This is a genomic window from Exiguobacterium sp. s124 (genome assembly GCF_018617485.1).
GTDB lineage: Bacteria > Bacillota > Bacilli > Exiguobacteriales > Exiguobacteriaceae > Exiguobacterium > Exiguobacterium aestuarii.
Genome location: NZ_JACSKH010000001.1, coordinates 1,702,947 through 1,727,905, shown reverse-complemented (window position 1 = coordinate 1,727,905; position 24,959 = coordinate 1,702,947). Strand labels below are relative to the sequence as shown.

Sequence of the window (24,959 nt, the reverse complement as noted above, 5' to 3'; positions counted from 1 at the left end):
GGGTCGACGATATGAATATTGGAATCATCGGCATCGGATCGTTCTTACCGGACAATCGGGTGACAAATATCGATTTAGAAAAACGAATGGATACGAGCGATGAGTGGATTCGTACGCGTACAGGCATCGAGGCACGACATTTAGCAGAAAGTGACGTGTCGGTCTCGGATATGGCAACACGCGCTGCAGAACGAGCGTTACAAAGCGCTGGGGTCAGCATCGACGAGATCGAGGCGATTGTCTGTGCGACGGCGACTGCGCCAGCGTTTCCGGCAACCGCATGTGTGGTTCAGGCGAATCTTGGCGCGAAAGCCGCTGTGGCGTTCGACGTCAGTGCCGCGTGCAGCGGGTTTATCTTTGCGATGGATACAGCGAAGAGCCTGATGGATTCGAAAGGATTCAAGAAAACGCTCGTCATCGGAGCGGAGAAGATGGGAAGTTTGATTGACTGGGATGACCGGTCGACAGCTGTCCTATTCGGAGATGGAGCTGGGGCTGTCGTACTCGGGGAAGACGATATCGCTTCAATCGACTCAATCGTACTTGGAAGTGATGGAACAGGTGGCAAGCACTTGTACGAAAATGATGAAGGAAAGATCGTCATGAATGGTCGCGAAGTATTCAAGTTCGCCGTACGGAAAATGCCCGAGATCGTGCTCGAGTCGTTAAACAAGGCCGATAAGTCGTTGAATGACCTCGACGTCCTCGTGCCGCACCAAGCGAATCGTCGAATCATTGATGCGGCGATGGAACGGTTAAACTTAGAAGAAGAGAAAGTCGTCATGACCATACAAGACCATGCGAACACATCGGCGGCATCCATTCCGCTCGCCTTAGCGGAAGCCGTCAAATCTGGTAAAATCCAAGATGGACAAACGGTCGTCATCGCAGGGTTTGGTGCCGGGCTCACATGGGGTGCAAGCTGTCTGACATGGAATCATGCAACAATTACGGAGGGGAATCATTCATGAAACGAGTAGTAGTGACAGGATTAGGAGTCGTATCACCGTTAGGAAACGACGTGTCGACAATGTGGGATCGTCTTTTAAAAGGGGATAACGCCATTGATACGTTGACAAAAATCGATATCAGTCAATATCCGGCGAAAGTCGGAGCGGAAGTGAAAGAGTGGAACATCGATCATTTGGTCGAGCCAAAAGAAGCACGCAAGATGGACTCATTCATTCAATACTCTCTTTTAGCAGCAGACGCTGCTCATAAAGATAGTGGGCTCGATGTCAAAGCGATCGCGGATGAAGTCGGTACGTGGATCGGGAGCGGAATCGGTGGCGTTGAGACAATCGACAAGCAATCGGCGATCCTCCATGATCGTGGACCACGTCGTATCAGTCCATTCTTCATTCCGATGATGATTCCGAATATGGCGAGCGGACAAGTTTCCATCTATCTTGGAGCGAAAGGACCGAGTAACTGTTCTGTGACAGCTTGTGCGTCAGGAACGAACTCAATCGGAGAAGCGTTCCGCGTCATTCAACGGGGAGATGCGATTGCCATGTTCGCCGGTGGAGCGGAAGCACCGATCACTCCACTCTCGTTCGCAGGTTTCTGTTCAAACAAAGCGCTCTCGACGAATCCAGACCCGAATACGGCGTGCCGTCCATTCGACGAGAACCGCGACGGGTTTGTCATGGGTGAAGGCGCTGGCGTACTCGTATTAGAAGAGTATGAACATGCGAAGGCACGTGGAGCGAAAATGTATGCAGAAGTCGTTGGATACGGAATGAGTTCAGACGCTTATCACATCACTGCACCGTCACCAGAGGCAGAGGGTGGTTCAAAAGCGATGAGTGAGGCGATTCGTGATGCCGGGATCACACCGGAAGATGTTCAATACATCAACGCGCACGGGACGAGCACACCGCTCAACGATATGCTCGAAACGAAAGCGATTCGTCGTGTGTTCGGGGAACACGCTGACAAACTCGCGGTCAACTCGTCGAAATCGATGATTGGACATCTTCTCGGAGGAGCAGGTGGCGTCGAGGCAGTCATTACAGCCCTTTCGATTCATGAAGGGAAGATTCATCCGACAATCAACTGTGAATCACCTGCAGCAGATTGCGACCTTGATTATGTACGTGAAGGAAATCGGGAACTTGACATTCAGTATGCACTCAGTAACTCACTTGGCTTCGGGGGCCATAATGCGACACTCGCATTTGCGAAAGTGACGAACTGACGGTAGAAAAATCATTCAAAAAAGGTTAGGGTATAAGGGTTGGTCTAACAGAAAGGAGTGCAACGAATGAAAAAGAAATCATTCATCGTGGCCGCCTTGTTAGGTTCAGTCCTTATCCTTTTTTTATTCATTTGGAACGAACAACGAGAGCAGTCACGTGAACTAGTACCACCAGAAGAACAAACGATTACAATCAACGGGGAATCCCTTCCGACACAACCGGACGTCATGCTCGCGATTGACCCGGCATCCCAAACGGTACTGTCGCATCTTTATGAGGGACTCTACCGATTCGGCTCAGACGGGTCGATTGAACCGGCACTCGTCGAGAAGCTAGAACGCTCAGATGATGGGACGGTATATACATTCACGTTGAAAGAGAGTGTGACGACCGAAGGAAATGCGATCACGGCACAGACGTTCGTCGATCATTTCCGAAAACTCGTCGATGACGATACGAATTCACCGTTTAGTTTTTTACTCGCGGATGTCAAGGCGGCAAAAGAAATTGGTCTCGGACAACAAGAACCAGACGCGTTAGGCGTTCGAGCCATCGATGACCGAACGCTTGAACTCACACTCATCCGACCGATGAAAGGATTCGAAAAGATTTTTGCAATGCCAGCATTTTTACCACAACCATCCGTGACATCATGGGAAGAGTTGGAAACGAACGGACCGTTTGAATTGAATCAAATGGATGATACAAGCATCTCGTTACATAAAAACGAAACGTACCGTGAAGCTGATCAAGTCACGCTCGAAACGATTTCCATTCGAAACGAGTCAAACTTGTCGGAAGTGTCCGGGATGCATCCGATTCCGTATGACTTCGACACGTCTACCGTTGATAAGGAAGTCATGAATATTAAGGACGTTCCGCGAAGTGGCGTGTTTTATTTAAAACCGAACGTTGAAAAAGCACCATTCGATGATGTTGCGTTTCGACAAGCCCTCGCACTGACGCTGGAACGGACGACACTCGAAGAATCGCTTGCACGGTCGGAACAAACGACGGAACGACTTCTCGTCATGGATGAAGAAGCTGCAGTTGTAGAGTTGGAAGGCGATGCCGACCAATTATTTGAAACCGTAAAAAAACGGTTAAAAACAGAAACAATCGAGATTGAATTGCTTAGCTTTGTCGATGAAGAAGCACGTGAAATTTCGACAAAATTAAAGAATAATTTGGAACAGTTAGACGGATTGACCGTCAATGTCGTGGAGCTGCCACTAGGAGAGAAAGTTAGGAAAGAAGTCTCAGGAGATTATTCTTTCTCTTTATCCGGGTGGCAACCAGACTACCCGATGCTATCAGCCTATTTGACTCAATTCGAATCTGACGATGTGCTCAATTCAAGTCGATATAGAAGCGAATCGTACGATCAGTTGATGGACGAGGCTCGCTCAACTGAGAGTTTAGAAGAGCGAAATACAATTTTACGAAATGCAGAAGCGAAGCTATTAGAAGAGGCCGTTGTTATGCCAATCTATCAAGCAGGACGTTCCTATTTGGTTGAAAAAGGATACGATCAAATCGGTTATCCGGTCATCGGTCCTTCATATGTCCTAACCTTTTCGAAAAAATATGAAAATTGAGCTAAAAGCCCGCCGCTCTAGGCGGGCTTTTTGACTATAGAGAAAATTTTTTAGAAAAATCAAAATAAACACTTTGCAAAATTATCAGAATATTGTATTATTGCATCAACGGGATTTTGGTAACAAATACTGTCAGAAGAAATGACTGAATTTTCTACCATCATTCACTTCGTTAAAACGAAAAAATCAGGGGGTCATCGCAATGAATAAGAAAAAAGGTTTTGCTTTAGCATCTTCGGTTACACTTCTTTCAAGTGCTTTCCTAGCTGCGTGTTCGACAGGGGATGAAGACACAGGGTCTTCAAATGGATCAGGTTCGGAAGGTTCTGCAGATGAAGCGCAAGTCCTCAACTTGCTCGACGGTTCAGACATTCCTTCACTTAACCCAACACTCGCAACGGACGCTGTATCGTTCAACGTCTTAAACAACGTTAACGAAGGTCTTTACCGCATGGATGAGAACGATGAGCCAACTCCAGGTATGGCTGAAGATCACGATGTTTCAGAAGACGGAAAAACGTACACGTTCAAAATCCGTGAAGGCGCGACTTGGTCAAACGGGGAGCCTGTCACAGCGAACGACTTCGAATACGCTTGGAAAGAAGTACTCAACCCAGATAACGCTTCACAATATGCATACGTTATGTCACCAATCGAAGGTGCTGACGAGTATAACACTGGCGAAGGCGAACGCGATGCAGTAGGCGTTAAAGCACTCGACGATCAAACACTTGAAGTTAAATTGAAAGCTCCAGCTGACTACTTCCTCGGATTGACAAGCTTCGGCGTGTTCATGCCAAAACTTGAGTCATTCGATAAAGAGCAAGGCGAAAACTTCGGTACATCTGCAGAGACAACTCTCTACAACGGACCGTTCAAACTCGACAGCTGGGAGCGCGAACAAGGCTGGAAAATGGTCAAGAACGAAGACTATTGGGATGCAGACACAGTTAAGCTTGAAGAAATCAACGTTAAAGTCGTTAAAGAAGTTTCAACAGGTGTTAACTTGTATGAAAACGGTGACGTTGACCGCACAGGCTTGACTTCTGAGCTCGTTGCTCAGTATCAAGATAGCGAAGACTTCTCAACTGTCGTTGAGCCAACACTCTTCTACCTCCAGTTCAACACTGCTGTGGAAGCGCTTGACAACCAAAAAATCCGTAACGCGATTGATCGCGCATACGATAAAGCTGCAATCTCAGAAACACTTCTTGCGAACGGTTCAATCCCTGCAAACTACTTCGTACCAAAAGATTTCGTAACAGGTCCAGACGGAAAAGACTTCCGTGAAGGAAATGGCGACATCGGCGGATACAACGTTGAAGAAGCTCAAAAGCTTTGGGAAGAAGGGCTTAAAGAGCTCGGAACAGACAAAGTTGAACTTGAACTCCTCAACTATGACTCAGAGTCTGCGAAGCAAATCGGTGAGTTCATCAAAGGTGAACTTGAGAAGAACCTTCCAGGTATGAGCGTTTCAATCAAGCAACAACCGTTCAACAACAAACTTGACCTTGAGAACAAAGGAGAGTTTGAGTTCACATTCGCTGGTTGGGGTCCTGACTACCAAGATCCAATGACATTCATTGACCTCTTCGTCACAGACGGACCATACAACCGTGGTAAGTGGTCGAACGAAGAGTTCGATAAACTCATCGCTGATGCGAAAGCAAGCACAGATCCAGCTGAGCGTTGGAAGCAAATGCAAGATGCTGAGAAAATCGTTCTTGAAGAGAGCGTAATCTCACCAGTTTACCAACGTGGATCGGCTCGCCTCACGAAGCCATATGTTAAAGGTATCGTTGAGCACGCATTCGGTGCAGACTACTCTTACAAGTGGGCTTCAATCGAAGGCAAAGAATAATTTCATTACACGCTTACAAGAGAGACAGGGACGCCTGTCTCTCTTTTTTATGTATCGTTTTTTTATACAAAAAAGAACTCTCACATGGAGAGTTCTGTAAAGGATGAGTTATTTTTTAACTTTCGCACGTTTGCGACTGAGACCCATCGCTTTTTCGATCTTCGCGAGGTTTTTATTTGCGACGGTTTCCGCCTTGGCACGACCGGCATCGAGAATTTCATCGAGTTCTGGAGAATCGATCAGTTCGTGATAACGTGCTTGAATCGGCTCGAGCAAAGCAACGACCGCTTCTGCCACATCTTGTTTAAATGTTCCGTAATTTGAGTTCTCATATTGTTTGACGAGGTCATCGATTGATGTACCCGTCGATAGTGAGTATATTTCTAATAAGTTTGAGATTCCTGGTTTGTTCTCGCGGTCAAACGAGATGACACCACTTGAATCAGTCACGGCGCTCTTGATTTTCTTACGGATGACATTTGGCTCATCGAGCATCGAAATGTATCCTTTCGCGTTTGTATCCGATTTCGACATTTTCTTCACCGGATTCGTGAGGGACATAATCCGTGCCCCTTCTTTTTGGATCAATGGTTCCGGCATCGTGAACGTCTCGTAATAACGTTTATTGAAACGCTCCGCCAAATCACGAGTCAATTCGATATGTTGTTTTTGGTCATCTCCGACAGGAACGAGTTCTGTATTGTATAACAAGATATCAGATGCCATGAGGGTTGGATAAACAAATAACCCTGCTCCGACGTTCTCGTTTCCTTGTGATTTATCTTTGTATTGTGTCATACGACCGAGCTCACCCATTCCCGCGATGCATGTTAACATCCATCCGAGTTGAGCGTGCGCTTTCACTTCGGATTGAACGAAGATTGTCGCTTTCTCTGGGTCGAGGCCAGAAGCGAGATAGAGTGCCGCTAATTTTCGCGTGTTATTCATTAACTCGACGCGATCCAGTTGCACCGTAATAGAATGTAAATCGACGATACAATAATACGCATTGTTGTCGTCTTGAAGGTCGACGAATTGTTTCATCGCACCTAAGTAGTTGCCGAGCGTCACGACGCCGGTCGGTTTGATTCCTGAAAAAATCGTTGCCATGTGTATACACCTCCGAAGAATATAAAAAAACCGCAGTCGTCCGTCCGAATAAATCGGGACGAATAACCGCGGTGCCACCCAAATTTGCATATCATATGCCACTTGAACGCGATAACGGGCGTGATCCGTCTCGCCATACTTACGTTCAAGCGAGCCACTCCAAAGTCCATTCATTCAACATCTTTTCATCTACTCGCAGCAACGTAGACTCTCTGAGGAAAAGGAGCGTTGAATTACTTGTCTTCTTCATTGTGTTCTTATTCTGCATTTAGTTTAGCATAGGATCAGACTCTCGAAAAGATTAAATCAAAGCGACGAGGAACGAGAGCGCGATACTTCCGACACCAACAAACACCCAGTTCCAAGCCGATTGTTTACGGAGTTGTCGATCTTCAGGATCTTCTTCTTCATCCTCTTCATAATCTGCATCAATTTCCTTTAACTTGGCACGTCGATTTCGCTTAAAACCGTACATGATGCCATCAAACAATCCAGTCGCACTCATATGGGAAAACATTCCGATTGCAAACGTGAGAATACCGGAAACGAAGAGGCCTCCGCTTAAATGGAAAAGAACAGATTCGGTTCGGAAATATGAAAAAATGGACCAAGCGGTGTAGAGAATTGTGACAATCCCCCAAACAATCAATATATTTCGAAACTTTTTCAATGATGTAATCTCCTTTCAAGCAGTCAAAGGAATGGGGACACCATTCCACGTTTCTTCTATGATACTAGGAAGGCGGGGCAGAAAGCGAGTAAGAAAGTTGCGTTATATGACAGCGTTTTATTCTGTAGTTGACAGTTTGATTAAAAATTTCTTACAATAGCCCTAACGTTCTTTCGTCGAATACTTTATGAAATATTCAGAAAATTAAAGAAAAAAGTAAGATGTTTATTCGGCGAACGGCTAGCTTTTCAAAACGAAAGGGGAAATCGCAATGAAGAAAAAATCGATTTTGCTCATGATGACGATCATCTTGGCACTCGGTTCAGTACTCGCGGCTTGTTCGACAGGCGGAGACTCTGATGGCGGCGGTTCTTCATCAAACGGAGAAAAAGTTCTTCGCTTGACGGATACGTCAGATATCACAACAGCCGATCCGGCTCTTGCTACAGACGCGGTCGCATTCAACTTGATCGCCAACACAATGGAAGGTCTTTACCGTCTTGATAAAGACGGAAATGCCGTACCAGCTCTCGCTGAAGGCGAACCAGAAGTAAACGAAGATGAGACTGTTTACACATTCACGCTTCGTGATGCTGAGTGGTCAAACGGTGAGCCAGTCACAGCGAACGACTTCGTGTATGCATGGCAACGTGCTGTCGATCCTGCAACAGGTTCACAGTATGCATATATCATGAACACAATTAAAAACGCTGAAGCGATCAACACAGGTGATACACCGAAAGAAGAGCTTGGCGTTAAAGCAATCGATGAGAAAACACTCGAAGTCACGCTCGAGCGTCCAGACCCATCATTCCTCTCACTTACTTCATTTGGTACATTCACACCAATCAATGAAGCATTCGCAACAGAAAAAGGCGAAGATTTCTCAACAAACCCTGAAAACCTCCTTTACAACGGACCATTCACATGGTCGGAGTGGGATCGTGAACAAGGTTATGTCTTAACGAAAAACGAATCGTATTGGGATGCAGAAAACGTTGCTCTCGATTCAGTTGATGTGAAAGTTGTTAAAGAAACTTCTACAGTCGTAAACTTGTATGAAGCTGGCGATGTCGATTATGCTGGTCTCGCATCAGAACAAGTTGCTGCGTTCCAAGAAGATGAAGATTACAACACAGGTCTTCGTTCTGCCATCGGATATTTCAAATTCAACCACGAAGATGAAATCTTCTCTGATGTAAATGCACGTAAAGCAATCGCACGTGCGGTCGACCCAACTGGAATCATCGACCAACTCTTGAACAACGGTTCAATTGCAACAACATCATTCATTCCGAAAGACTTCATCAAATATGAAGACGGTACGGATTACACTGAAGGTGTTGAGTACTTCCAAACAAACGCTGACGAAGCGGCTTCACTTTGGGAAGAAGCTACAGGCGGAGAAGCGACAACAATCGAACTTCTCTCGTTCGATAGCGAAGTATCTAAACAAATCTCTGAGTACATGAAAGGTCAAATCGAGTCTAACTTGCCGAACGTAACGGTTGAGATTGCTCAACAACCTTTCAACAACAAACTCGAGCGTGAAGCAAACGGTGACTACCAAATGTCATTCGCACTTTGGGGACCTGACTACCAAGATCCACTTACGAACCTTGGTATCTTCACATCAGACAATGGACAAAACGATATCAACTACTCGTCATCTGAGTATGACCAGTTGATTGACGAAGCGTCTGCTGAAACAAACATCGATGCACGTTATGACTTGTTCAAAGAAGCTGAAGCTCTCTTGATTGAACAAGACCAAGCGATCATGCCGATTTATCAAGCTGGTGTGGCGTACTTGATTCGTCCAAACATCGAAAACTTTAACCGTCAATTGTTCGGTGCTGATTACCAGTACAAATACGTTGATATTAAGTAATGAGATGAGGGGGCATGCAATCGCATGTCCCCGATTTTCTAAAAAATTCGATCGAAGTAAGAGAAAATACTGTTCAAATGTTTTGTTGGTAAAGTATAATGTAGTAACAGTGAAAATTCAGAATAATCTCTGAAAAGAATATTCTTTGTTTTCAGCCACTGTGCTAAGAGCCTTGAGATGACGTATACGCTATTCTTTCAGAATATTCCTTTCATTTTGTGAATTTGAAAAATAGGTCATATGTCATAATGAAGCTGTTGGTGCAAGTAGTAGAAAGAATTAGAAAAAACAGGGGGTTTTTATTCATGGGACGTTATATCCTACAACGGCTGACTTACGGCCTCATCACGTTCTTCTTGATTGCCACGTTCACGTTCTTCCTGATGGACCTGCTCCCAGGTTCGCCGTATCAAAACCAGGAAAAACTGACAGAATCACAAATTCAATTATTGAATGACCGCTACGGACTCAACGATCCGCTTCCGGTCCGCTATGCAACGTACATTGGAAACATGCTCCAAGGTGACCTTGGCGTTTCATTCCGTACGGCTAACCGTCCAGTAACTGAGTTGATTATGGAACGAATCGGTCCTTCAGCACAATTAGGGCTCCAGGCATTAGTTCTCGGAACTCTTGTAGGTGTATTGTTAGGTGTTGTTGCGGCGATTCGTCACAATACGGTCATTGACTATGGTTCAATGTTCGTATCGGTAATCGGGATTTCTGTCCCATCGTTCGTTTTTGCAGCCCTCCTTCAGTACTATGTTGGAGTTAAATTGCAATTGCTTCCGGTCGCATTCTGGGATTCTCCAGCTCATACAATATTACCAACAATCTCATTATCGCTCGGTGTCACGGCAGCGATTGCCCGTTTCGTCCGAACGGAGATGTTAGAGGTTACCGGACAAGACTATGTCACCCTCGCGAAAGCGAAAGGATTGACGGGTAACGCCATCGTATGGAAACACATGGTTCGTAATGCGATGATTCCTGCCATCACGATTCTTGGACCGATGACAGCTGGACTCTTAACGGGTACGTTCGTTATCGAGAAAATCTTCGCGGTACCAGGCCTAGGAGAATTGTTCGTCACGTCAATCACATTGAATGACTACTCAGTCATCATGGGAACGACATTGTTCTTCTCAGGATTGTTCATTATTATTATTTTGCTTGTCGACTTGCTCTATGGGGTTGTTGACCCACGTATTCGTCTTGGGGGGAATAACTGATGATTGAAAACAAAAAGAATTACGAACAGTTCGACCAAGACATGTTCACACCTGTTGAGATGAATGAACAGCTTGGTGAACGAATCGCTGGGAAAAGTTTAAACTTCTGGCAAGATGCATGGATGCGCCTAAAGAAAAACAAAGCGGCCATCATCTCGCTGTCGATTATTTTGATTCTCGTCGCACTTGCGTTGTTTGGACCGATGTTATCGGCTCGCGATGCTTATGAACAAAACATTTCACAAGCTAAACTTCCACCAAAAGTCACAGGACTTGAATGGGCTGGCTTCGATGGAATGGCGACACTCGGTGGACGCGATATCGACTTCTACGAACAAAAGAACGTAGAAGAGAACTTCTGGTTCGGTACCGACTACCTCGGTCGTGATCTTTGGTCACGTATTTGGGAAGGGACACGTATTTCCCTCTTCATCGGTTTCGTTGCGGCTATCATTGATACATTGATTGGTGTCGCATACGGTGGTGTCTCAGCTTACTTCGGTGGGCGTACGGATAACATCATGCAACGTATTGTTGAGATTTTGACTGGTGTACCTAACTTGATCTTGATCATCTTGTTCATCTTGATCTTTGACCCAGGTGTCTTCACCATCATCCTTGCAATGGCCATCACAGGATGGATTGGGATGAGTCGACTTGTTCGAGGTCAGATTTTGAAACTCAAAAACCAAGAATTCGTCTTGGCAGCTCGTACACTTGGAGCATCTAGTAGTCGTTTGATTTTCAAACACTTGATTCCAAACACATTGGGTGCGATTATCATTACGCTCATGTTCACGATTCCATCTGCCATCTTCTTCGAGGCATTCCTCAGCTTTATCGGGATCGGGCTTCAACCGCCACAAGCATCACTTGGTACGTTGATTAACGATGGATACAAAGAACTACGGACATTCCCGTTCCTTCTTATTATCCCGTCTGTCATCATCGTCTTGCTCATGGTCAGCTTCAACTTGCTTGCCGATGGCTTGCGTGATGCGTTCGATCCGAAAATGCGTAAATAAAAAAGAAAGAGGGGGACTCGTGCATGGAAACGATTTTATCAGTCCGAGACTTAGAGGTCTCGTTCCACACATATGCAGGAACGGTTCAAGCCGTTCGTGGCGTATCGTTTGATTTGAAAAAAGGCGAGACGCTCGCCATCGTAGGAGAATCGGGTTCAGGTAAATCCGTCACTTCGAAGGCAATCATGCGTCTCATTCCGAACCCTCCAGGTGAAATCACGAACGGAGAAATCATGTTCGAAGGAAAAGACTTGGCGAAACTTTCGGAAAAAGAAATGCTTAAAATTCGTGGTCGCGATATCGCAATGATTTTCCAAGACCCGATGACATCACTCAACCCGACCATGACGATTTATAAACAAATCGCAGAAGGGTTGAAACAGCACCAAGGGTTAACAGGTGAGGATGCGAAGAAACGTACACTCGAATTGTTGACACTTGTAGGGATTCCAAACCCAGAAGCACGCTTGAAACAATATCCACACCAACTCTCTGGTGGGATGCGTCAGCGTATCGTTATTGCGATCGCGCTCGCATGTAACCCGAAAGTGTTGATTGCCGATGAACCGACAACGGCACTTGATGTTACGATTCAAGCTCAAATTCTTGAACTATTAAAAGATATTCAACAAAAAACTGGCACAGCGATTATCTTCATCACGCACGACCTTGGCGTTGTTGCGAACATGGCTGACCGTGTCGCTGTTATGTATGCAGGTCGTCTCGTTGAAAAAGGAACGGTTGATGAAATCTTCTACGAGCCACGTCACCCGTACACATGGGGACTTCTTGGTTCGATGCCGCGTCCGACAGATGACCGTAACGAAGCGCTACCTGCAATCCCAGGTACGCCTCCAAACTTGCTCGATCCTCCAAAAGGGGATGCGTTCGCACCGCGTAACCCATACGCGATGAAGATTGATTTTGAGAAAGAGCCACCGATGTTCCAGGTAAGTGATACACACTTTGCTTCAAGTTGGTTATTACACCCACAAGCACCAGCGGTTAGTCCGCCACGTGCGATTCGTGAACTCGCTCTCAAGTATCGTCCGGACAGTGCGTTCGCTAAATCGTTTACGAAAGGTGGTGCTGAATAATGGAACGCGAGAAGCTACTCGAAGTAAAAAACCTGAAGCAGCACTTTAAAATTGGCCGTGGCCGCGTCGTCAAAGCGGTAGACGGAATCTCGTTTGATATTTTCAAAGGTGAAGTGCTCGGACTCGTAGGTGAGTCTGGTTGTGGGAAGTCTACGACAGGACGTACAATTATCGGTCTTTATGACGCGACAGATGGTGACGTTGTGTTCAAAGGCGAAAACGTCCACGGTAAAAAATCAAAAGCAGACAAGTTGAAATTCAACCGTGCCATGCAAATGATTTTCCAAGACCCATACGCATCGCTTAACCCGCGTATGACGGTTGCGGATATCATCGCAGAAGGGATTGATATTCACGGTCTTGCGAAGACGAAAGAAGATCGTATGAACCGCGTCTATGACCTTCTTGAAACGGTTGGTTTGACGAAAGAGCACGCGAGCCGTTATCCACACGAATTCTCGGGTGGTCAACGTCAGCGTATCGGGATTGCCCGTGCCCTTGCGGTTGAACCGGACTTCATCATCGCCGATGAGCCGATTTCTGCACTTGATGTATCGATTCAAGCGCAGGTCGTCAACTTGATGAAAGAATTGCAACGCGATCGCGACTTGACGTATTTGTTCATCGCCCACGATTTGTCGATGGTTAAATACATCTCTGACCGTATCGGTGTTATGTATCAAGGTCACCTCGTAGAGCTTGCGACAGCAGATCGTCTTTACGAGAACCCGATTCATGCATACACGAAATCGCTCTTGTCAGCGATTCCGCTTCCAGACCCGGAGCATGAGCGTACACGTAAACGGATCGTATACGAGTCAACATCAAAAGGTCCAGTTGGACGTTCGGATGAAGATTCAAGTATCCCACCACTTCGCGAAGTCGAGCCAGGACACTATGTCTCGCTCACAGACGAAGAGTACGCAGCATACAAAGCACAACTCGTTTAATATAAAAAACCTGATTTCTTCGCGAAATCAGGTTTTTTTGTACAAAAAAATCACCTAACGAACTAGGTGATTGATTATCCGTTTGAAATACGTGGCAAGTTCGAGAGACGTTCCACAATGGCGTCGATTTGACGGACACGAGCTAACGCATCCTCGATTTCCATTGTCTCATAGTGGTGAAGACCACCTGGTTGCTCCACGAACGTATCCGCGTCATGGACGAGTTGTTGGAGCGGTGTTCGTTGAATTCGACTTGGTGGTAAATAAGAGTCGGTGTGTAGAAGAATCATGACAGAGATTTCTTTGGCACGGGCAGGGTCTTCCCCGAGACGAATCAATAACTTGTGTGCCCGTTCCGCACCTTTAATCGCATGAATGTCGTTCTGGCGATATAAATCATAATTCCATTTGCCTTCTGTATACCACTCATAGTGACCGATATCATGAAGAAGCGCAGCTTTCGTCGCTAGATCTGTATCGAGACCACGTTTCGTTGCCATTTCGAGAGCGCGTTCGCATACATCAACCGCATGCTTTAAGCCTGATCGAGTCAAATATTTTTGGGTAACCGGATGTCCCATAATCGTTTCTAGTGTGATTCTCATCATCGCTCTCCTCCTTATATATAAAAAGGTTATTTCTATAAACTATACAGGTTTTTTTAATGTAATGCAAATGATACCTATGTAAAGAAACGATGAATTCGCAAGAATGATTCACATTTCACAAACAAATGTGCTATAATTTAATTGTAGATTAGTGCAAGTTCAAGATTTTCAGAATCGGTAATGCTCGGTCGGTTGCTTACGCTGTACGGGGGTGAGAGGCCATGAAAGAACGTGACAAAGTTCTTCGAGAGAAAAAACGACTTTTGAAAGAAGTTTTGAAGAAGAAGTTGAAAGACTTACAAGTCAAGCCAGGGAAAGAGACGGTGTCTCAACCAGTGTCTCGAATCCCGGCATCTTGAGATGGGTCATTCAAGGTCGCATTCAACGAATGCGCCCTCTTTTCTTATCTGAATGATAAAGAATATCATTGAAGTTTTAATAATTAAGAATTATTATAATTAAGTGGATGCGAATTTGGGTATACAAATAGAGTCACTTAAAAGATGGACGCATACTCGATCAGGGAGGAAGAAAAATGGTCACACTTTATACGTCTCCAAGCTGTACATCTTGCCGGAAGGCACGGGCTTGGCTCGAAGAACACGATATCCCGTTTACAGAACGAAACATATTTTCAGAACCGCTCTCACTTAATGAGATTAAACAAATTTTACGTATGACGGAAGATGGAACAGATGAAATTATTTCAACCCGTTCAAAAGTCTTCTCTAAAATCGACGTATCCGTTGATGCGTTATCGCTTCAACAGCTGTATGATTTGATTCAAGAATATCCGGGCTTACTACGTCGTCCGATTTTGATTGATGAAAAACGACTACAAGTCGGATACAACGAAGATGAGATTCGTCGATTCCTGCCACGGAAAGTTCGAACTTTCCAATTACAGGAAGCACAACGACTTGTGAATGAATGAAAGCATACTGTTTAAGCAGTGTGCTTTTTATTATTGATTATTTCCTATAAAATAAAGTTATAACCCGTCATCTAGATTGAACGATGTCAAAAAGGGTACAACTATAAAAAGATAATTTCCCCTCTCCTCCTTATGTGAATTGGGAGTGAGGTGAGAAGGGAGTGGACAATCGTGAAAATTGAGCGCATCAATGACAATACCGTTAAATTTTTCATCACATATGTGGATATCGAGAAACGTGGTTTCGCACGTGATGAAATATGGTACAACCGGGAACGAGGCGAGCAGCTGTTCTGGCAAATGATGGACGAGGCTCACGAACGTGAAGACATCTCGTTTGATGGTCCACTGTGGATTCAGGTCCAAGCTTTTGAGAAAGGTCTAGAAGTGACCGTGACAATCGCTAAAAATGTGATGGACACGGATGATGATTCAGAACTCGGTTCGCTTCTTCGCTCTGCGATTGATGAAGCACGGGATCAACAATCGGTACTCGACCAATTGAGTGAGTTGGATGAACTTGAAGCTGAGGCAGATGCTTGGGCGCCACTTGCGATGGAAACGAATGATTTCGAGGCAATCATTTCACTGAGTAAACGTGCAGGTGACACGTTCAGTGATCTTGATTTGAAACTATATCATTATCAAGACCGCTACTACTTGTGGATTGATTTCCCGGATGAAATGGAGCCGGAAGACGAAGAGAATGCACTCAGTCTTTTAGCAGAATATTTAACTTTCAGTACACAGACACAACCGATGCTTGAAGAGTATGGTAAACTCATTCTCGAAGGCAACGTGTTTGCAAAAGTACGTCACTATTTCTAATAAAACATCGCCTGTTCAGTCGGACAGGCGATGTTTTTCAAATCAATGGCAAAGAGGTGTTGGTATGGTGAGACGAATTCGATTATTACTCAATGATAGTGCATGGTTTGTCCCGTTTCTATACGGGATGGGAGGGATTGTGTTAACGGCGTTAACACAACTGTTCGGTGAATTTTTCCGAGATTTATTGCCGGACTTTATTTATCTAGACCTAGACTCTGCGGCGTCCGTATTGTCTTCGACGTTTACGAGTCTCATGACGATGATGACGTTCAGTTTTTCCACAATCCTCGTCGTGTTGACGACATATTCTTCTCAATTTTCTCCACGGACGATCAATAACTTTTTGACGAATACATCGGCTAAGCACACGCTTGGTCTCTTTATTATGACGACCGTTTATGGGATTTCGAATTTATTCCTCGTCCGAACGGCAGATGATGGTGTCGTATTATCTTCAGGGATCAGTGTACTCTTGGTCATTGGTTCGATTTGGGCGTTCGTCAAGTTCATTCAGACAATCAGTGTCTCGATTCAGGCAGAACGTTTGTTATCCGCGTTACATAAAGAAGCGTTATCGGTGATTAGTGAGCAAAAAGACGCAATCGAGTCAGATGACGTGAATCTCGTACTACCACGTTCTGTTCATTCCTTCGAAGGCCAAGCGTTACGGGCACCGCAAACGGGTTATGTTCGCTTATTTTTAAGAGAAAAGCAAGGGGATCATGAAACGGACTTCGAGTCCATCGTTGCCGTTGGAGATTTCGTCGCTAAAGGTGATTTACTCGGATTCTGGAAAGGTGAGGACGCGCCGGACATCGACTTGTTTGAGATTGGAGAAGTCCGTTCTTCGATGCAAGATCCATCATTTGCGATTGAAAAATTAAGTGAGATTGCGCTGCGTGGTATTTCTCCAGGAATTAATGACCCGAATACCGCGATCCATGCGATTCACTACATCGGGGACATTTTACGAGAGCTCTGTGAACTGCCGGATGGTGATTTTCTATATTCGAACGGGAAGTCCGATTGGCATGTGAAGCGAAAAACGCTTGAGACGATTCTTTTTGAATCATTATCGCCGATGCAGACTTACGCCAGTAAAGATATCTTTGTGATGGGTTCCGTATTTGAGGCGATTCGAATGGCGCGTCTTCAGGCGCATGAGACGTTAGATTCGACGTTTGAAGAGATGATTGATTACTTTGAAGATGTGATCGATTGGGAGAGTCTTCATACAAAAGAACAGAACTATTTACGTAATAAAATCGGTCGCGCGAAAAAGATGGCGACATGACAGGAGACCACCTTTTCAGAAGAAGAGGTGGTCTCTTTTCAAGAGAGGGTATAGCCGCCATCGACCGTGATGGCTTGTCCGTTAATATAGGATGAGGCGTCGGTTAATAAAAACTCGACGACCGGAGCTATTTCTTCAGGCGAGGCAGCATGTCCCCGGAAATGATGAGACATCGCCTCTTTAAACTTTGCTTCTCCTCCATATAGCTTATGACTAAGCGGCGTATCGACTGGACCGAAACAGACGGCGTTGAATCGGACTTTTCCTTTCATCCGATGGGCGAACGTTTTCGTTAAGGCGACCACTGCGGCCTTGGAGGCGGCATAATGAGCGAGCATAGGTGGAAACTTGACGTGCCCGACGATTGCGGCATTGTTGACGACGCTGGCTCCTTGGTCAAACAAAGGAATGGCTCGTTGCGTCACCGTATTCAATGCATAGAGGTTGACGTCAAACACTTCAGTGTAAGCATCGTGCGTTAGACGCTCCGGTGTACCGGGTCTGCCGAATGTTGCTGCATTGTTGAAGAGACCATGTAACGTCACACCTTGCTCTTTTAGGTGAACAAAAAGATGGTCGATGTCTTCGTTTGAATGGAGATCACATCGGATGAACGTGGCCAATCCGTTCGAATCTGATTCGAGAGAAGCCCCTCTCGTCTCGTCACGACCAATCCCGATGACAGGATGGCCATGTTCGGTTAACCGCAATGCTACGGCGCGCCCAATCCCACTTGTCGCACCTGTAATTAGAAAAGTCCCCATAATTTATTCGCTCCCCTCAAAAAATTGGCGTTACGATGTATAATTAATGATAATACATGACAGAAACGAGGTCAGGTTATAATATGTTGCGACGCATACAAGTACTCTTTTCCCTTATTTTGCTCGCAGGACTCATTGCGATATTATCGTATTACTGGAGCTCACAAGTGATCGGGCTCTTCTCGATTCTCGTTTTTTTGACAACGTTCAGTATTTTACTTGTGATTTTGCTTGAAAATCGAAATCCGCAACGGACGTTGATTTGGGCGATTGTCATGATCGGTTTTCCTGTCGTCGGGCTGTTCGCTTACTTTGTGTTCGGTCAGAACTATCGTCGTAAGCGGATGTTTAAAGAGAAAGCGATGCTCGATGAAGAGACATACTTGGCTTATCGGCAAAAAGCAATGACGTTATCCCCGTCACTCATGTTTGCGCATGATGATTATGAGAAATTGATGCATCTCACCTCATCATTGAACCAACTGCCGGTCTCTTCGAATACGTATACGCAGGTTTTGACGAACGGTCGTGAAAAATTCTCGAAGCTGTTACCAGCCCTGAAAGGGGCGACAAGGCATATCCACTTAGAGTATTACATCTTTAGGGAAGATCGTATTTCTCGGGAAATTCAGCGCATTTTAATCGAGAAAGCCAAAAAAGGGGTAGAAGTTCGATTTTTATATGATGCGGTCGGTTCCATCCATACGAGTAGTACGTTCTTTGAAGAAATGAAACAAGCTGGTGTCCAGGTGCAGGCGTTCTTTCCGGTCGTCCTTCCGCTCGTGTCGAGTAAGACGAATTACCGAAACCATCGTAAGATTGTCGTCATCGATGGGACCGAGGCGTTCACTGGAGGCTTGAACGTAGGGGATGAGTACTTGGGCGAACACTCTAAATTTGGGTTTTGGCGTGACACCCATCTCTATGTCAGAGGAGAAGGAGTATCGGAGTTACAACTGATTTTTTTACAAGATTGGTATTACATGACTGGGGAGCGGCTGTTCACCCCGTTCTATTTAGAACCGCTCGAAACGGTAAGGAGTGCGAGCGGCGGTGTCCAAATCGTTGCCAGCGGACCAGATGAACCGTATGAGACGATGAAATCGATTTATTTCTCGTTAATTAATGCGGCGAAAAAGTCCGTCTATATTTCCTCCCCGTATTTGATTCCGGATGAAGACATTATGAGTGCGTTAAAGACGGCGTCACTATCAGGCATCGATGTTCGTATCGTCTTACCGAGTTACCCGGACCACAAAATTGTATTTTATGCGAGTCGATCTTATTATGAAGAGCTGTTATTGGCTGGAGTGAAGATTTATTTATATGAGGAAGGATTCATGCATTCAAAAGTCATCGTCGTCGATGATGGGCTTGCTACGATCGGGACGGCGAACATGGACTTTCGTAGCTTCCACTTAAATTTCGAAGTGAATGCGCTTCTGTACAACACGAACTCGGTCCATCAATTGAAACAAGACTTGTATCATGATTTTGAAGGGTCTCACGAACTCGTGTTAGAAGAGTTCGCGAAGCGCTCATTCTTTATAAAACTCGTAGAATCATTAGCCAGAATGTTTTCACCACTACTATAAGGGGGGAGCAAGATGCGGTTTGCGATCGGTCGAGAAGGAAACATCGTTGATTCCTTTACGCTCAATCGAATGCAGGCGGAGCAACTTGCTCCTTTTCGATGTCCGACATGTCAGGAAATGCTGATTTTGAAGCAAGGAGCGAAACGACGGCTGCATTTTGCCCATATCCATACGTGTGGGAGAGCGGAATCCGTCAAACACCATCAAGATAAATGGGCAGTGTGCCAGTGGCTTCAAGAAAGAGGATATCCGGTCGAACAAGAGGTGACGATTGGGAATCGTCGGGCTGACGTTCTTACAGACGTGGATGGGAACAAAACCGTATTCGAGATTCAAGCATCCCCCTTGCAATCGGAAGAGTACGTCGCGCGAACGAACGATTATATACGAGCTGGTCTCGATGTGATTTGGCTCGCGAGTGGACTCGATTTAAGAATGAACCAATCGTTTCAACCATGGATGCGCCTCGAACTCTTTCAGCGACATCGGTTGTTGACAGTGAGGGGTGGGAATCTGTTGCGTTTCAATGGATTTCCGATTTCAATCAAATATGGCATCGGAAACTGGGAAATCTCGTCGTCAGTGAACACGTCACCTTATGAAGCCTATTATCGGTTCAATGCGCTGGAATGGACGGAGATGATTCGAAGAAAGCGGATGTCGCCACTTTATCCGTCTCCAACCAATCGTCGTCTCATTTTGAATCGTCTATATCCTTTGGGGTTGATTCCCGCATTGTTACCAACAGCCTGCTATCTTCCGCTCACGTCGCTTTGGGGAGTACACATCCATCCGATTGAGTTTCAGACCGTTCTTTATTTAAATCGACGCGAGTCACCGAATGATTCGGTAGAGTGGAGTATTCAAAAGACGTGCCGTCAGTTTGGAGTGACACCGACAAGCGACTTTTCCCAGTCATTTCATGTACAATGGAAACAACTCTTGAATGCATGTCGTTTATCGTGTGATGTCAGGTCATGGCCGCTTCCGACCACATATGAAGAAGCGAGACGTCACGATACACGATTGTTTCAAGGACTTCAGCGATTGATGTTACAATCGGCTAGCCAATCAGAAAAGGGAGTGAACGTATGTCGGAAGTATTGACACGACAACAAGTTCCAGTTGAAGAGACGTGGAACTTAGAGACGATCTACAGTAATGACGAAGCTTGGGAAGCGGATTTTCAAGCGTTGAAAGAGCAAGTACCTGCTTTAATCGGTTTTAAAGGGAAGCTCGGAGAATCGGCAGAAACGTTATACGAAGCATTACAACTCCGCGATGAGCTTTCTCGTAAATTACATAAGCTGTATACATACGCACACATGCGTTATGACGAAGATACGGCGAACAGTCATTATCAGGCGCTAAATGACCGTGCGGGCTCACTCGCCTCGCAAATTTCAGCTCAACTCGCGTTCATGACGCCAGAGCTTCTCTCAATCGATGAAGCCCAAATTGAAGCCTTTATGGAGCAGCACGAGTCGCTCCGCGTTTATCGTCATGCGTTCGATGAGTTGGCGCAAGAACGTCCACACGTGTTGACGGAAGCGGAAGAAGCGATTCTTGCACAGGCCGGAGACGTGCTCGGTCAATCGAGTTCGACGTTCGGTATGCTCAACAACGCGGATTTGAAATTCCCAAAAGTGAAGAATGAAAAAGGGGAAGAGGTCGAGTTGACGCACGGTCGTTACATCACGTTCCTCGAATCAAGTGATCGAAGTGTCCGTGAGAACGCCTTTAAAGCGATGTACGGGACGTATGGGCAATATTTGAACACGTTTGCCTCTACGCTCTCAGGTAGTGTGAAAAAAGATAACTTCTATGCGTCTGTTCGTAAGTTTGAGAGTGCAAGACAGGCAGCACTTCACCATAATGCGATTCCGGAGTCTGTATATGACGGACTAGTCGAGGCAGTGAACGAGCGTCTTGACTTGTTGCATCGTTATGTCGCACTTCGTAAGCGTGCGCTCGGGTTAGATGAGTTGCACATGTATGATTTATATACACCGCTCGTGAAAGATGTTGAGATGAAGGTGTCATATGAGGAAGCGAAACAATTGATGGTTGATGGTTTGGCACCTCTTGGTGAAGAGTATGTTCAAATCGTGAAAGACGGGCTCGACTCACGTTGGGTCGACGTTCGCGAGACACGTGGCAAACGCAGCGGTGCTTATTCATCAGGAGCATACGATACACAACCGTTCATTCTCATGAACTGGCAGGACAACGTCAACAACTTGTTCACACTCGCGCACGAGTTCGGTCACTCCGTGCATAGCCATTATACGCGTACGTCACAGCCGTATCCGTATGGTGACTATTCAATCTTTGTGGCAGAAGTCGCATCGACGACGAACGAGGCTCTATTGAACGACCATCTATTGAAAACACGAACGGCAAAAGAAGAGCGTCTCTACTTGTTGAACAATCAACTTGAAACGTTCCGTGGGACGTTGTTCCGTCAAACGATGTTCGCTGAGTTTGAACATATGATCCATCAGGCTGCGCAAGAAGGCGTCTCACTCACTCCAGAATACTTGAATGAGACGTATTTGGAATTGAACAAACGTTACTTCGGAGACGAGATTGTCATCGATGAAGAGATTTCATACGAATGGGCGCGAATCCCTCATTTCTATTACAACTACTATGTCTATCAATATGCGACAGGTATTTCTGCATCGGCAGCGTTGTCGCAACAAATTATGGAAGAGGGAGAGCCAGCTGTTCGTCGCTACATCGATAACTTCCTCAAGGCTGGATCAAGTGACTATTCAATCGAAGTGTTGAAAGCGGCTGGTGTCGATATGACGACGAAAGAACCGGTACTCAAGGCGCTTGATCAGTTCGAAGCAGTGCTCAACGAAATGGAATCATTATTGTTCTCGTGAACAATATGTGACAATGTATACAAACTAGTTGTCAGATGAAGTGGGACTCGGTATATTATAAGTGTGAAATCAATCACAAACCCCTTTATTGACCGTAAACTTTCTCCCATCTTGTAGGCCTTCCCCGGGCCTCAAGGTAAGACGGCTCTTGTCCCCGCTTGAGACGTCAAAAACCCCACGGCTCCCCGGCCGTGGGGTTCTTTTTTATTTCGTTTGCGCCCATGCTTCACCACTACATCCAGGTACAGGACGGCAGCGTTGTTGCAAAGAAAGCTTCTTCAGTTCGCGTTCAATCACAGCTTTATCTAAGTCTAGAATATACGATAGTTCGGTAATGGTAGAGGCGTCATATCGAGCCAATACTTTCGCTACATCCCAGTCAGTCGAGCGACTCGGTGCATAACCTAGCAACTCGGTCATGACTGATTGATAGACATCGTACGGATAAACCCCTTCAATCTTCAATGCTTCATCGCGCGTCACGAAGGTGAGGGCGGGCAATGACTCAATCTCCCAATCTTTCAACACTTGATGATCGACTGCTAAAGCATTCAAGAGCTGGTTCGATTGAAGATCGGCTTCGAGTTCACTCAAATCAAGACCGTACTCTTCGAAAGAACGTGCGATTTCCCATAAATCGATGGAGCCAAATTGTTTACTAGAGAATAAATCGTTCACATGCAAATGACGTAAAAAACGCATCGCATGACGTTTCCCTTGTAATTCTAGCGCTTTGATCATAGTGAGAAGGCGAACTTCTTCCTGACATCCGCCAACACAGCTAGGAACGGTAGAGACCATTCGGAAACGAATCACATGTCCGTATTCAATCTCTAACTTTTTGATCAGTGTCATCACGTGAAAATTTTCAGGACTCGAGATGTCCATGAAATAGAATAACTCCAATGGCTTATACGTTACTTGAATAGGAGTTTCTTCCAGTGAACAGGATGACCCATTACATTGTTCAAGTTCCATTTGTGTCGCCTCCTCTCGGCAAAAAACTCATTTAACTTTGTAAACTCATTGTAGCAACGAAAAAAAAAGGTTGGCAATGTATCTGCTCAACCTTCAGACCGACTCATTTTTAATTCCATGAATCGTACGATTTTATTTTTGGCGGGACGGTACGGGAGACCGTGCTCTGCTAGCAGTCTTTCGAATGCGCGCTGACCTGCTTCTTCATTCGCGACCTCAAATTCTATTTCATAGTCGGTCGTCTCCAAATAATGGCTTTCATCTAAAACGAGTAGACCGTCCTCTGTTTGATATTCGGCTCGATTCGTCTCGAGGCGCCCGAGGTGTTCGAGTGCGGCATTTAATTTGAATGGAGCAAGAGCTTGCTTCATTTGGTCATCGTGAACGATTCCGTATTTGAACAAGTCTTCTGCTTCTTCTTCCGTGATTTTGGCATGCGTCTCAAGCAATCCGATTTCGTTCGGTTGTTTCAGCGTCAACACTTGACCTTGTTTTTTCTCACGGATGCGAAGAGCTGCGCCATTCTTTTTTAACTGAAAAGACGGCGTATCAAAATAATCGTTCGCTTGCCAGCGTACTTGATCTTCTAGTTTGTAAGCTCGAATCAGCTTTTCATACTCATCTTTCGTCAACATTGATTTGAATTCAATTTCCACTTCTTGGGTCATAAATCATCGCTCCATTCTATGAACAATTGTTCGTTTATGATACCATACAAACGGATACATACGGAAAGGACGCGTTTTTTCCGGAAAAGAACGAAAGTGGTGACAGCGTATGCAATCAGTGAACTGGGATCAGTTTTTAGTACCGTATCAAATCGCGGTAGACGAGTTGAAAGTGAAGTTAAAAGCCATTCGTAAGCAATTCAAGTCGCAAAATGACCATTCTCCGATTGAATTTGTCACAGGTCGTGTGAAGCCAGTCGGGAGTATCCTCGAGAAGGCAAAGCGAAAGAATATCGCTGATCATGAACTGGCGACCGATATGCAAGATATTGCTGGATTACGAATCATGTGTCAGTTTGTCGATGATATCGTTCACGTCTTGGATTTGCTTCATCGTCGGACAGATTTTAAAATAGTGGAAGAACGTAATTATATTACGCATCAAAAAGATTCTGGCTATCGATCGTATCACGTCATTATCGAATATCCGGTCCAGACGATTCATGGGGAGATTCCGACACTCGTCGAAGTGCAAATTCGTACCCTTGCGATGAACTTTTGGGCAACGATCGAGCATTCTTTAAATTATAAATACGATGGCGATATGCCTCTTGAAGTACAAGAACGATTGAGACGTGCGGCTGAGGCGGCCTTTCTTCTTGATGCAGAGATGAGTCAACTTCGTGTCGAGATTCAAGACGCACAGCAAGTGTTTCGGGATAAAGAGATGAATGTGAAAACGGACGAGGACTAGGGGG

At 45.4% G+C, this 24,959-nt stretch carries 23 protein-coding genes and 1 other annotated feature; of the genes, 17 read left to right on the top strand and 6 right to left on the bottom strand.

Translation table 11 applies throughout. From position 1 onward, the window contains the following. The first annotated feature begins 11 nt into the window (after window positions 1-11). The 4 genes from KNO85_RS09010 to KNO85_RS08995 all read left to right on the top strand — a co-directional run bounded on the left by KNO85_RS09010 (window position 12) and on the right by KNO85_RS08995 (window position 5,660). On the top strand, window positions 12-971 hold the full coding sequence (locus KNO85_RS09010; protein ID WP_214789229.1) for a beta-ketoacyl-ACP synthase III: 960 nt from the start codon (window positions 12-14) through the stop codon (window positions 969-971). Next, complete coding sequence (gene fabF, locus KNO85_RS09005) at window positions 968-2,200, top strand: beta-ketoacyl-ACP synthase II (protein WP_214789228.1); 1,233 nt, start codon at window positions 968-970, stop codon at window positions 2,198-2,200. Before KNO85_RS09010 ends, fabF begins: the two co-directional genes overlap by 4 nt. A 66-nt stretch (window positions 2,201-2,266) precedes the next feature. After that, window positions 2,267-3,799, top strand: a complete 1,533-nt coding sequence (locus KNO85_RS09000; protein ID WP_214789224.1) for a peptide ABC transporter substrate-binding protein — start codon at window positions 2,267-2,269, stop codon at window positions 3,797-3,799. Between the two features lie 202 nt (window positions 3,800-4,001). After that, on the top strand, window positions 4,002-5,660 hold the full coding sequence (locus KNO85_RS08995) for a peptide ABC transporter substrate-binding protein (RefSeq protein WP_214789221.1): 1,659 nt from the start codon (window positions 4,002-4,004) through the stop codon (window positions 5,658-5,660). A gap of 108 nt (window positions 5,661-5,768) precedes the next feature. Here the strand turns inward: KNO85_RS08995 and trpS are convergent, their stop codons facing one another. Together trpS and KNO85_RS08985 are read right to left on the bottom strand one after the other, a co-directional pair. Beyond that, window positions 5,769-6,770, bottom strand: a complete 1,002-nt coding sequence (gene trpS, locus KNO85_RS08990; protein WP_214789218.1) for a tryptophan--tRNA ligase — start codon at window positions 6,768-6,770, stop codon at window positions 5,769-5,771. 51 nt (window positions 6,771-6,821) lie between these two features. After that, window positions 6,822-7,029: a binding site (T-box leader), on the bottom strand. 42 nt (window positions 7,030-7,071) lie between these two features. Next, on the bottom strand, window positions 7,072-7,440 hold the full coding sequence (locus KNO85_RS08985; RefSeq protein WP_214789215.1) for a DUF3899 domain-containing protein: 369 nt from the start codon (window positions 7,438-7,440) through the stop codon (window positions 7,072-7,074). A 271-nt stretch (window positions 7,441-7,711) separates the two neighbouring features. On the opposite strand from KNO85_RS08985, the gene KNO85_RS08980 reads away from it, so the two are divergent. From KNO85_RS08980 to KNO85_RS08960, 5 genes are all read left to right on the top strand, one after another. Next, on the top strand, window positions 7,712-9,331 hold the full coding sequence (locus KNO85_RS08980) for a peptide ABC transporter substrate-binding protein (RefSeq protein ID WP_214789212.1): 1,620 nt from the start codon (window positions 7,712-7,714) through the stop codon (window positions 9,329-9,331). A gap of 305 nt (window positions 9,332-9,636) precedes the next feature. Beyond that, complete coding sequence (gene opp3b / locus KNO85_RS08975) at window positions 9,637-10,563, top strand: oligopeptide ABC transporter permease (protein ID WP_214748439.1); 927 nt, start codon at window positions 9,637-9,639, stop codon at window positions 10,561-10,563. Continuing rightward, entirely contained in the window at window positions 10,563-11,588 is a 1,026-nt protein-coding gene (gene opp3C / locus KNO85_RS08970) for an oligopeptide ABC transporter permease (protein WP_371816623.1), read from the top strand. Before opp3b ends, opp3C begins: the two co-directional genes overlap by 1 nt. 23 nt (window positions 11,589-11,611) lie before the next feature. Further along, window positions 11,612-12,685, top strand: a complete 1,074-nt coding sequence (locus tag KNO85_RS08965; protein ID WP_214695470.1) for an ABC transporter ATP-binding protein — start codon at window positions 11,612-11,614, stop codon at window positions 12,683-12,685. Beyond that, complete coding sequence (locus KNO85_RS08960) at window positions 12,685-13,635, top strand: ABC transporter ATP-binding protein (RefSeq protein ID WP_214789209.1); 951 nt, start codon at window positions 12,685-12,687, stop codon at window positions 13,633-13,635. Before KNO85_RS08965 ends, KNO85_RS08960 begins: the two co-directional genes overlap by 1 nt. Before the next feature lie 74 nt (window positions 13,636-13,709). Here the strand turns inward: KNO85_RS08960 and KNO85_RS08955 are convergent, their stop codons facing one another. Continuing rightward, window positions 13,710-14,243: an HD domain-containing protein gene (locus KNO85_RS08955; protein WP_074035089.1), complete on the bottom strand. Its 534-nt coding sequence runs from the start codon at window positions 14,241-14,243 to the stop codon at window positions 13,710-13,712. Between the two features lie 221 nt (window positions 14,244-14,464). On the opposite strand from KNO85_RS08955, the gene KNO85_RS08950 reads away from it, so the two are divergent. The 4 genes from KNO85_RS08950 to KNO85_RS08935 all read left to right on the top strand — a co-directional run bounded on the left by KNO85_RS08950 (window position 14,465) and on the right by KNO85_RS08935 (window position 17,302). Next, window positions 14,465-14,602, top strand: coding sequence for a hypothetical protein (locus KNO85_RS08950; RefSeq protein ID WP_015881216.1), 138 nt, complete (start codon window positions 14,465-14,467; stop codon window positions 14,600-14,602). A 176-nt stretch (window positions 14,603-14,778) separates the two neighbouring features. Further along, window positions 14,779-15,177 (top strand): transcriptional regulator SpxA, encoded by a 399-nt coding sequence (gene spxA, locus KNO85_RS08945; RefSeq protein WP_015881217.1) that lies wholly within the window; start codon window positions 14,779-14,781, stop codon window positions 15,175-15,177. A 171-nt stretch (window positions 15,178-15,348) separates the two neighbouring features. Then, window positions 15,349-16,005, top strand: coding sequence for an adaptor protein MecA (mecA, locus tag KNO85_RS08940; protein WP_214789206.1), 657 nt, complete (start codon window positions 15,349-15,351; stop codon window positions 16,003-16,005). Between the two features lie 64 nt (window positions 16,006-16,069). After that, on the top strand, window positions 16,070-17,302 hold the full coding sequence (locus KNO85_RS08935; RefSeq protein WP_214789203.1) for a DUF2254 domain-containing protein: 1,233 nt from the start codon (window positions 16,070-16,072) through the stop codon (window positions 17,300-17,302). Window positions 17,303-17,340: 38 nt separating this feature from the next. On the opposite strand, the gene KNO85_RS08930 is transcribed toward KNO85_RS08935, so the two are convergent. Further along, complete coding sequence (locus tag KNO85_RS08930; RefSeq protein WP_214789200.1) at window positions 17,341-18,066, bottom strand: SDR family NAD(P)-dependent oxidoreductase; 726 nt, start codon at window positions 18,064-18,066, stop codon at window positions 17,341-17,343. Window positions 18,067-18,149: 83 nt separating this feature from the next. Here KNO85_RS08930 and cls point away from each other — a divergent pair, with 83 nt between their 5' ends. The 3 genes from cls to pepF are packed head-to-tail and all read left to right on the top strand — an operon-like array spanning window position 18,150 to window position 22,555. Continuing rightward, on the top strand, window positions 18,150-19,661 hold the full coding sequence (gene cls / locus KNO85_RS08925; protein WP_214789197.1) for a cardiolipin synthase: 1,512 nt from the start codon (window positions 18,150-18,152) through the stop codon (window positions 19,659-19,661). A 12-nt stretch (window positions 19,662-19,673) separates the two neighbouring features. Further along, window positions 19,674-20,768 (top strand): competence protein CoiA, encoded by a 1,095-nt coding sequence (locus tag KNO85_RS08920; protein ID WP_214789194.1) that lies wholly within the window; start codon window positions 19,674-19,676, stop codon window positions 20,766-20,768. After that, window positions 20,753-22,555: an oligoendopeptidase F gene (pepF, locus tag KNO85_RS08915; RefSeq protein WP_214789191.1), complete on the top strand. Its 1,803-nt coding sequence runs from the start codon at window positions 20,753-20,755 to the stop codon at window positions 22,553-22,555. The genes KNO85_RS08920 and pepF overlap by 16 nt, the downstream gene beginning before the upstream one ends. A 204-nt stretch (window positions 22,556-22,759) precedes the next feature. Here pepF and KNO85_RS08910 read toward each other — a convergent pair whose 3' ends face one another. Both KNO85_RS08910 and KNO85_RS08905 read right to left on the bottom strand, forming a co-directional pair. After that, window positions 22,760-23,533, bottom strand: coding sequence for a DsbA family protein (locus KNO85_RS08910; protein WP_214789188.1), 774 nt, complete (start codon window positions 23,531-23,533; stop codon window positions 22,760-22,762). Window positions 23,534-23,619: 86 nt separating this feature from the next. Further along, window positions 23,620-24,201: a CYTH domain-containing protein gene (locus KNO85_RS08905; RefSeq protein WP_214789185.1), complete on the bottom strand. Its 582-nt coding sequence runs from the start codon at window positions 24,199-24,201 to the stop codon at window positions 23,620-23,622. 109 nt (window positions 24,202-24,310) lie between these two features. Between KNO85_RS08905 and yjbM the strand changes: the two genes are divergently transcribed. Next, window positions 24,311-24,955, top strand: a complete 645-nt coding sequence (yjbM, locus tag KNO85_RS08900) for a GTP diphosphokinase (protein WP_214789182.1) — start codon at window positions 24,311-24,313, stop codon at window positions 24,953-24,955. Window positions 24,956-24,959: the final 4 nt, after the last annotated feature.

Bases quoted from the DNA above. Each gene is read 5' to 3' on its own strand.
- KNO85_RS09010 (WP_214789229.1), top strand. From the start codon at position 12: ATGAATATTGGAATCATCGGCATCGGATCGTTCTTACCGGACAATCGG.
- fabF (WP_214789228.1), top strand. From the start codon at position 968: ATGAAACGAGTAGTAGTGACAGGATTAGGAGTCGTATCACCGTTAGGA.
- KNO85_RS09000 (WP_214789224.1), top strand. From the start codon at position 2,267: ATGAAAAAGAAATCATTCATCGTGGCCGCCTTGTTAGGTTCAGTCCTT.
- KNO85_RS08995 (WP_214789221.1), top strand. From the start codon at position 4,002: ATGAATAAGAAAAAAGGTTTTGCTTTAGCATCTTCGGTTACACTTCTT.
- trpS (WP_214789218.1), bottom strand. From the start codon at position 6,770: ATGGCAACGATTTTTTCAGGAATCAAACCGACCGGCGTCGTGACGCTC.
- KNO85_RS08980 (WP_214789212.1), top strand. From the start codon at position 7,712: ATGAAGAAAAAATCGATTTTGCTCATGATGACGATCATCTTGGCACTC.
- opp3b (WP_214748439.1), top strand. From the start codon at position 9,637: ATGGGACGTTATATCCTACAACGGCTGACTTACGGCCTCATCACGTTC.
- opp3C (WP_371816623.1), top strand. From the start codon at position 10,563: ATGATTGAAAACAAAAAGAATTACGAACAGTTCGACCAAGACATGTTC.
- KNO85_RS08965 (WP_214695470.1), top strand. From the start codon at position 11,612: ATGGAAACGATTTTATCAGTCCGAGACTTAGAGGTCTCGTTCCACACA.
- KNO85_RS08960 (WP_214789209.1), top strand. From the start codon at position 12,685: ATGGAACGCGAGAAGCTACTCGAAGTAAAAAACCTGAAGCAGCACTTT.
- KNO85_RS08955 (WP_074035089.1), bottom strand. From the start codon at position 14,243: ATGATGAGAATCACACTAGAAACGATTATGGGACATCCGGTTACCCAA.
- KNO85_RS08950 (WP_015881216.1), top strand. From the start codon at position 14,465: ATGAAAGAACGTGACAAAGTTCTTCGAGAGAAAAAACGACTTTTGAAA.
- spxA (WP_015881217.1), top strand. From the start codon at position 14,779: ATGGTCACACTTTATACGTCTCCAAGCTGTACATCTTGCCGGAAGGCA.
- KNO85_RS08935 (WP_214789203.1), top strand. From the start codon at position 16,070: ATGGTGAGACGAATTCGATTATTACTCAATGATAGTGCATGGTTTGTC.
- KNO85_RS08930 (WP_214789200.1), bottom strand. From the start codon at position 18,066: ATGGGGACTTTTCTAATTACAGGTGCGACAAGTGGGATTGGGCGCGCC.
- cls (WP_214789197.1), top strand. From the start codon at position 18,150: ATGTTGCGACGCATACAAGTACTCTTTTCCCTTATTTTGCTCGCAGGA.
- KNO85_RS08920 (WP_214789194.1), top strand. From the start codon at position 19,674: ATGCGGTTTGCGATCGGTCGAGAAGGAAACATCGTTGATTCCTTTACG.
- pepF (WP_214789191.1), top strand. From the start codon at position 20,753: ATGTCGGAAGTATTGACACGACAACAAGTTCCAGTTGAAGAGACGTGG.
- KNO85_RS08910 (WP_214789188.1), bottom strand. From the start codon at position 23,533: ATGGAACTTGAACAATGTAATGGGTCATCCTGTTCACTGGAAGAAACT.
- KNO85_RS08905 (WP_214789185.1), bottom strand. From the start codon at position 24,201: ATGACCCAAGAAGTGGAAATTGAATTCAAATCAATGTTGACGAAAGAT.
- yjbM (WP_214789182.1), top strand. From the start codon at position 24,311: ATGCAATCAGTGAACTGGGATCAGTTTTTAGTACCGTATCAAATCGCG.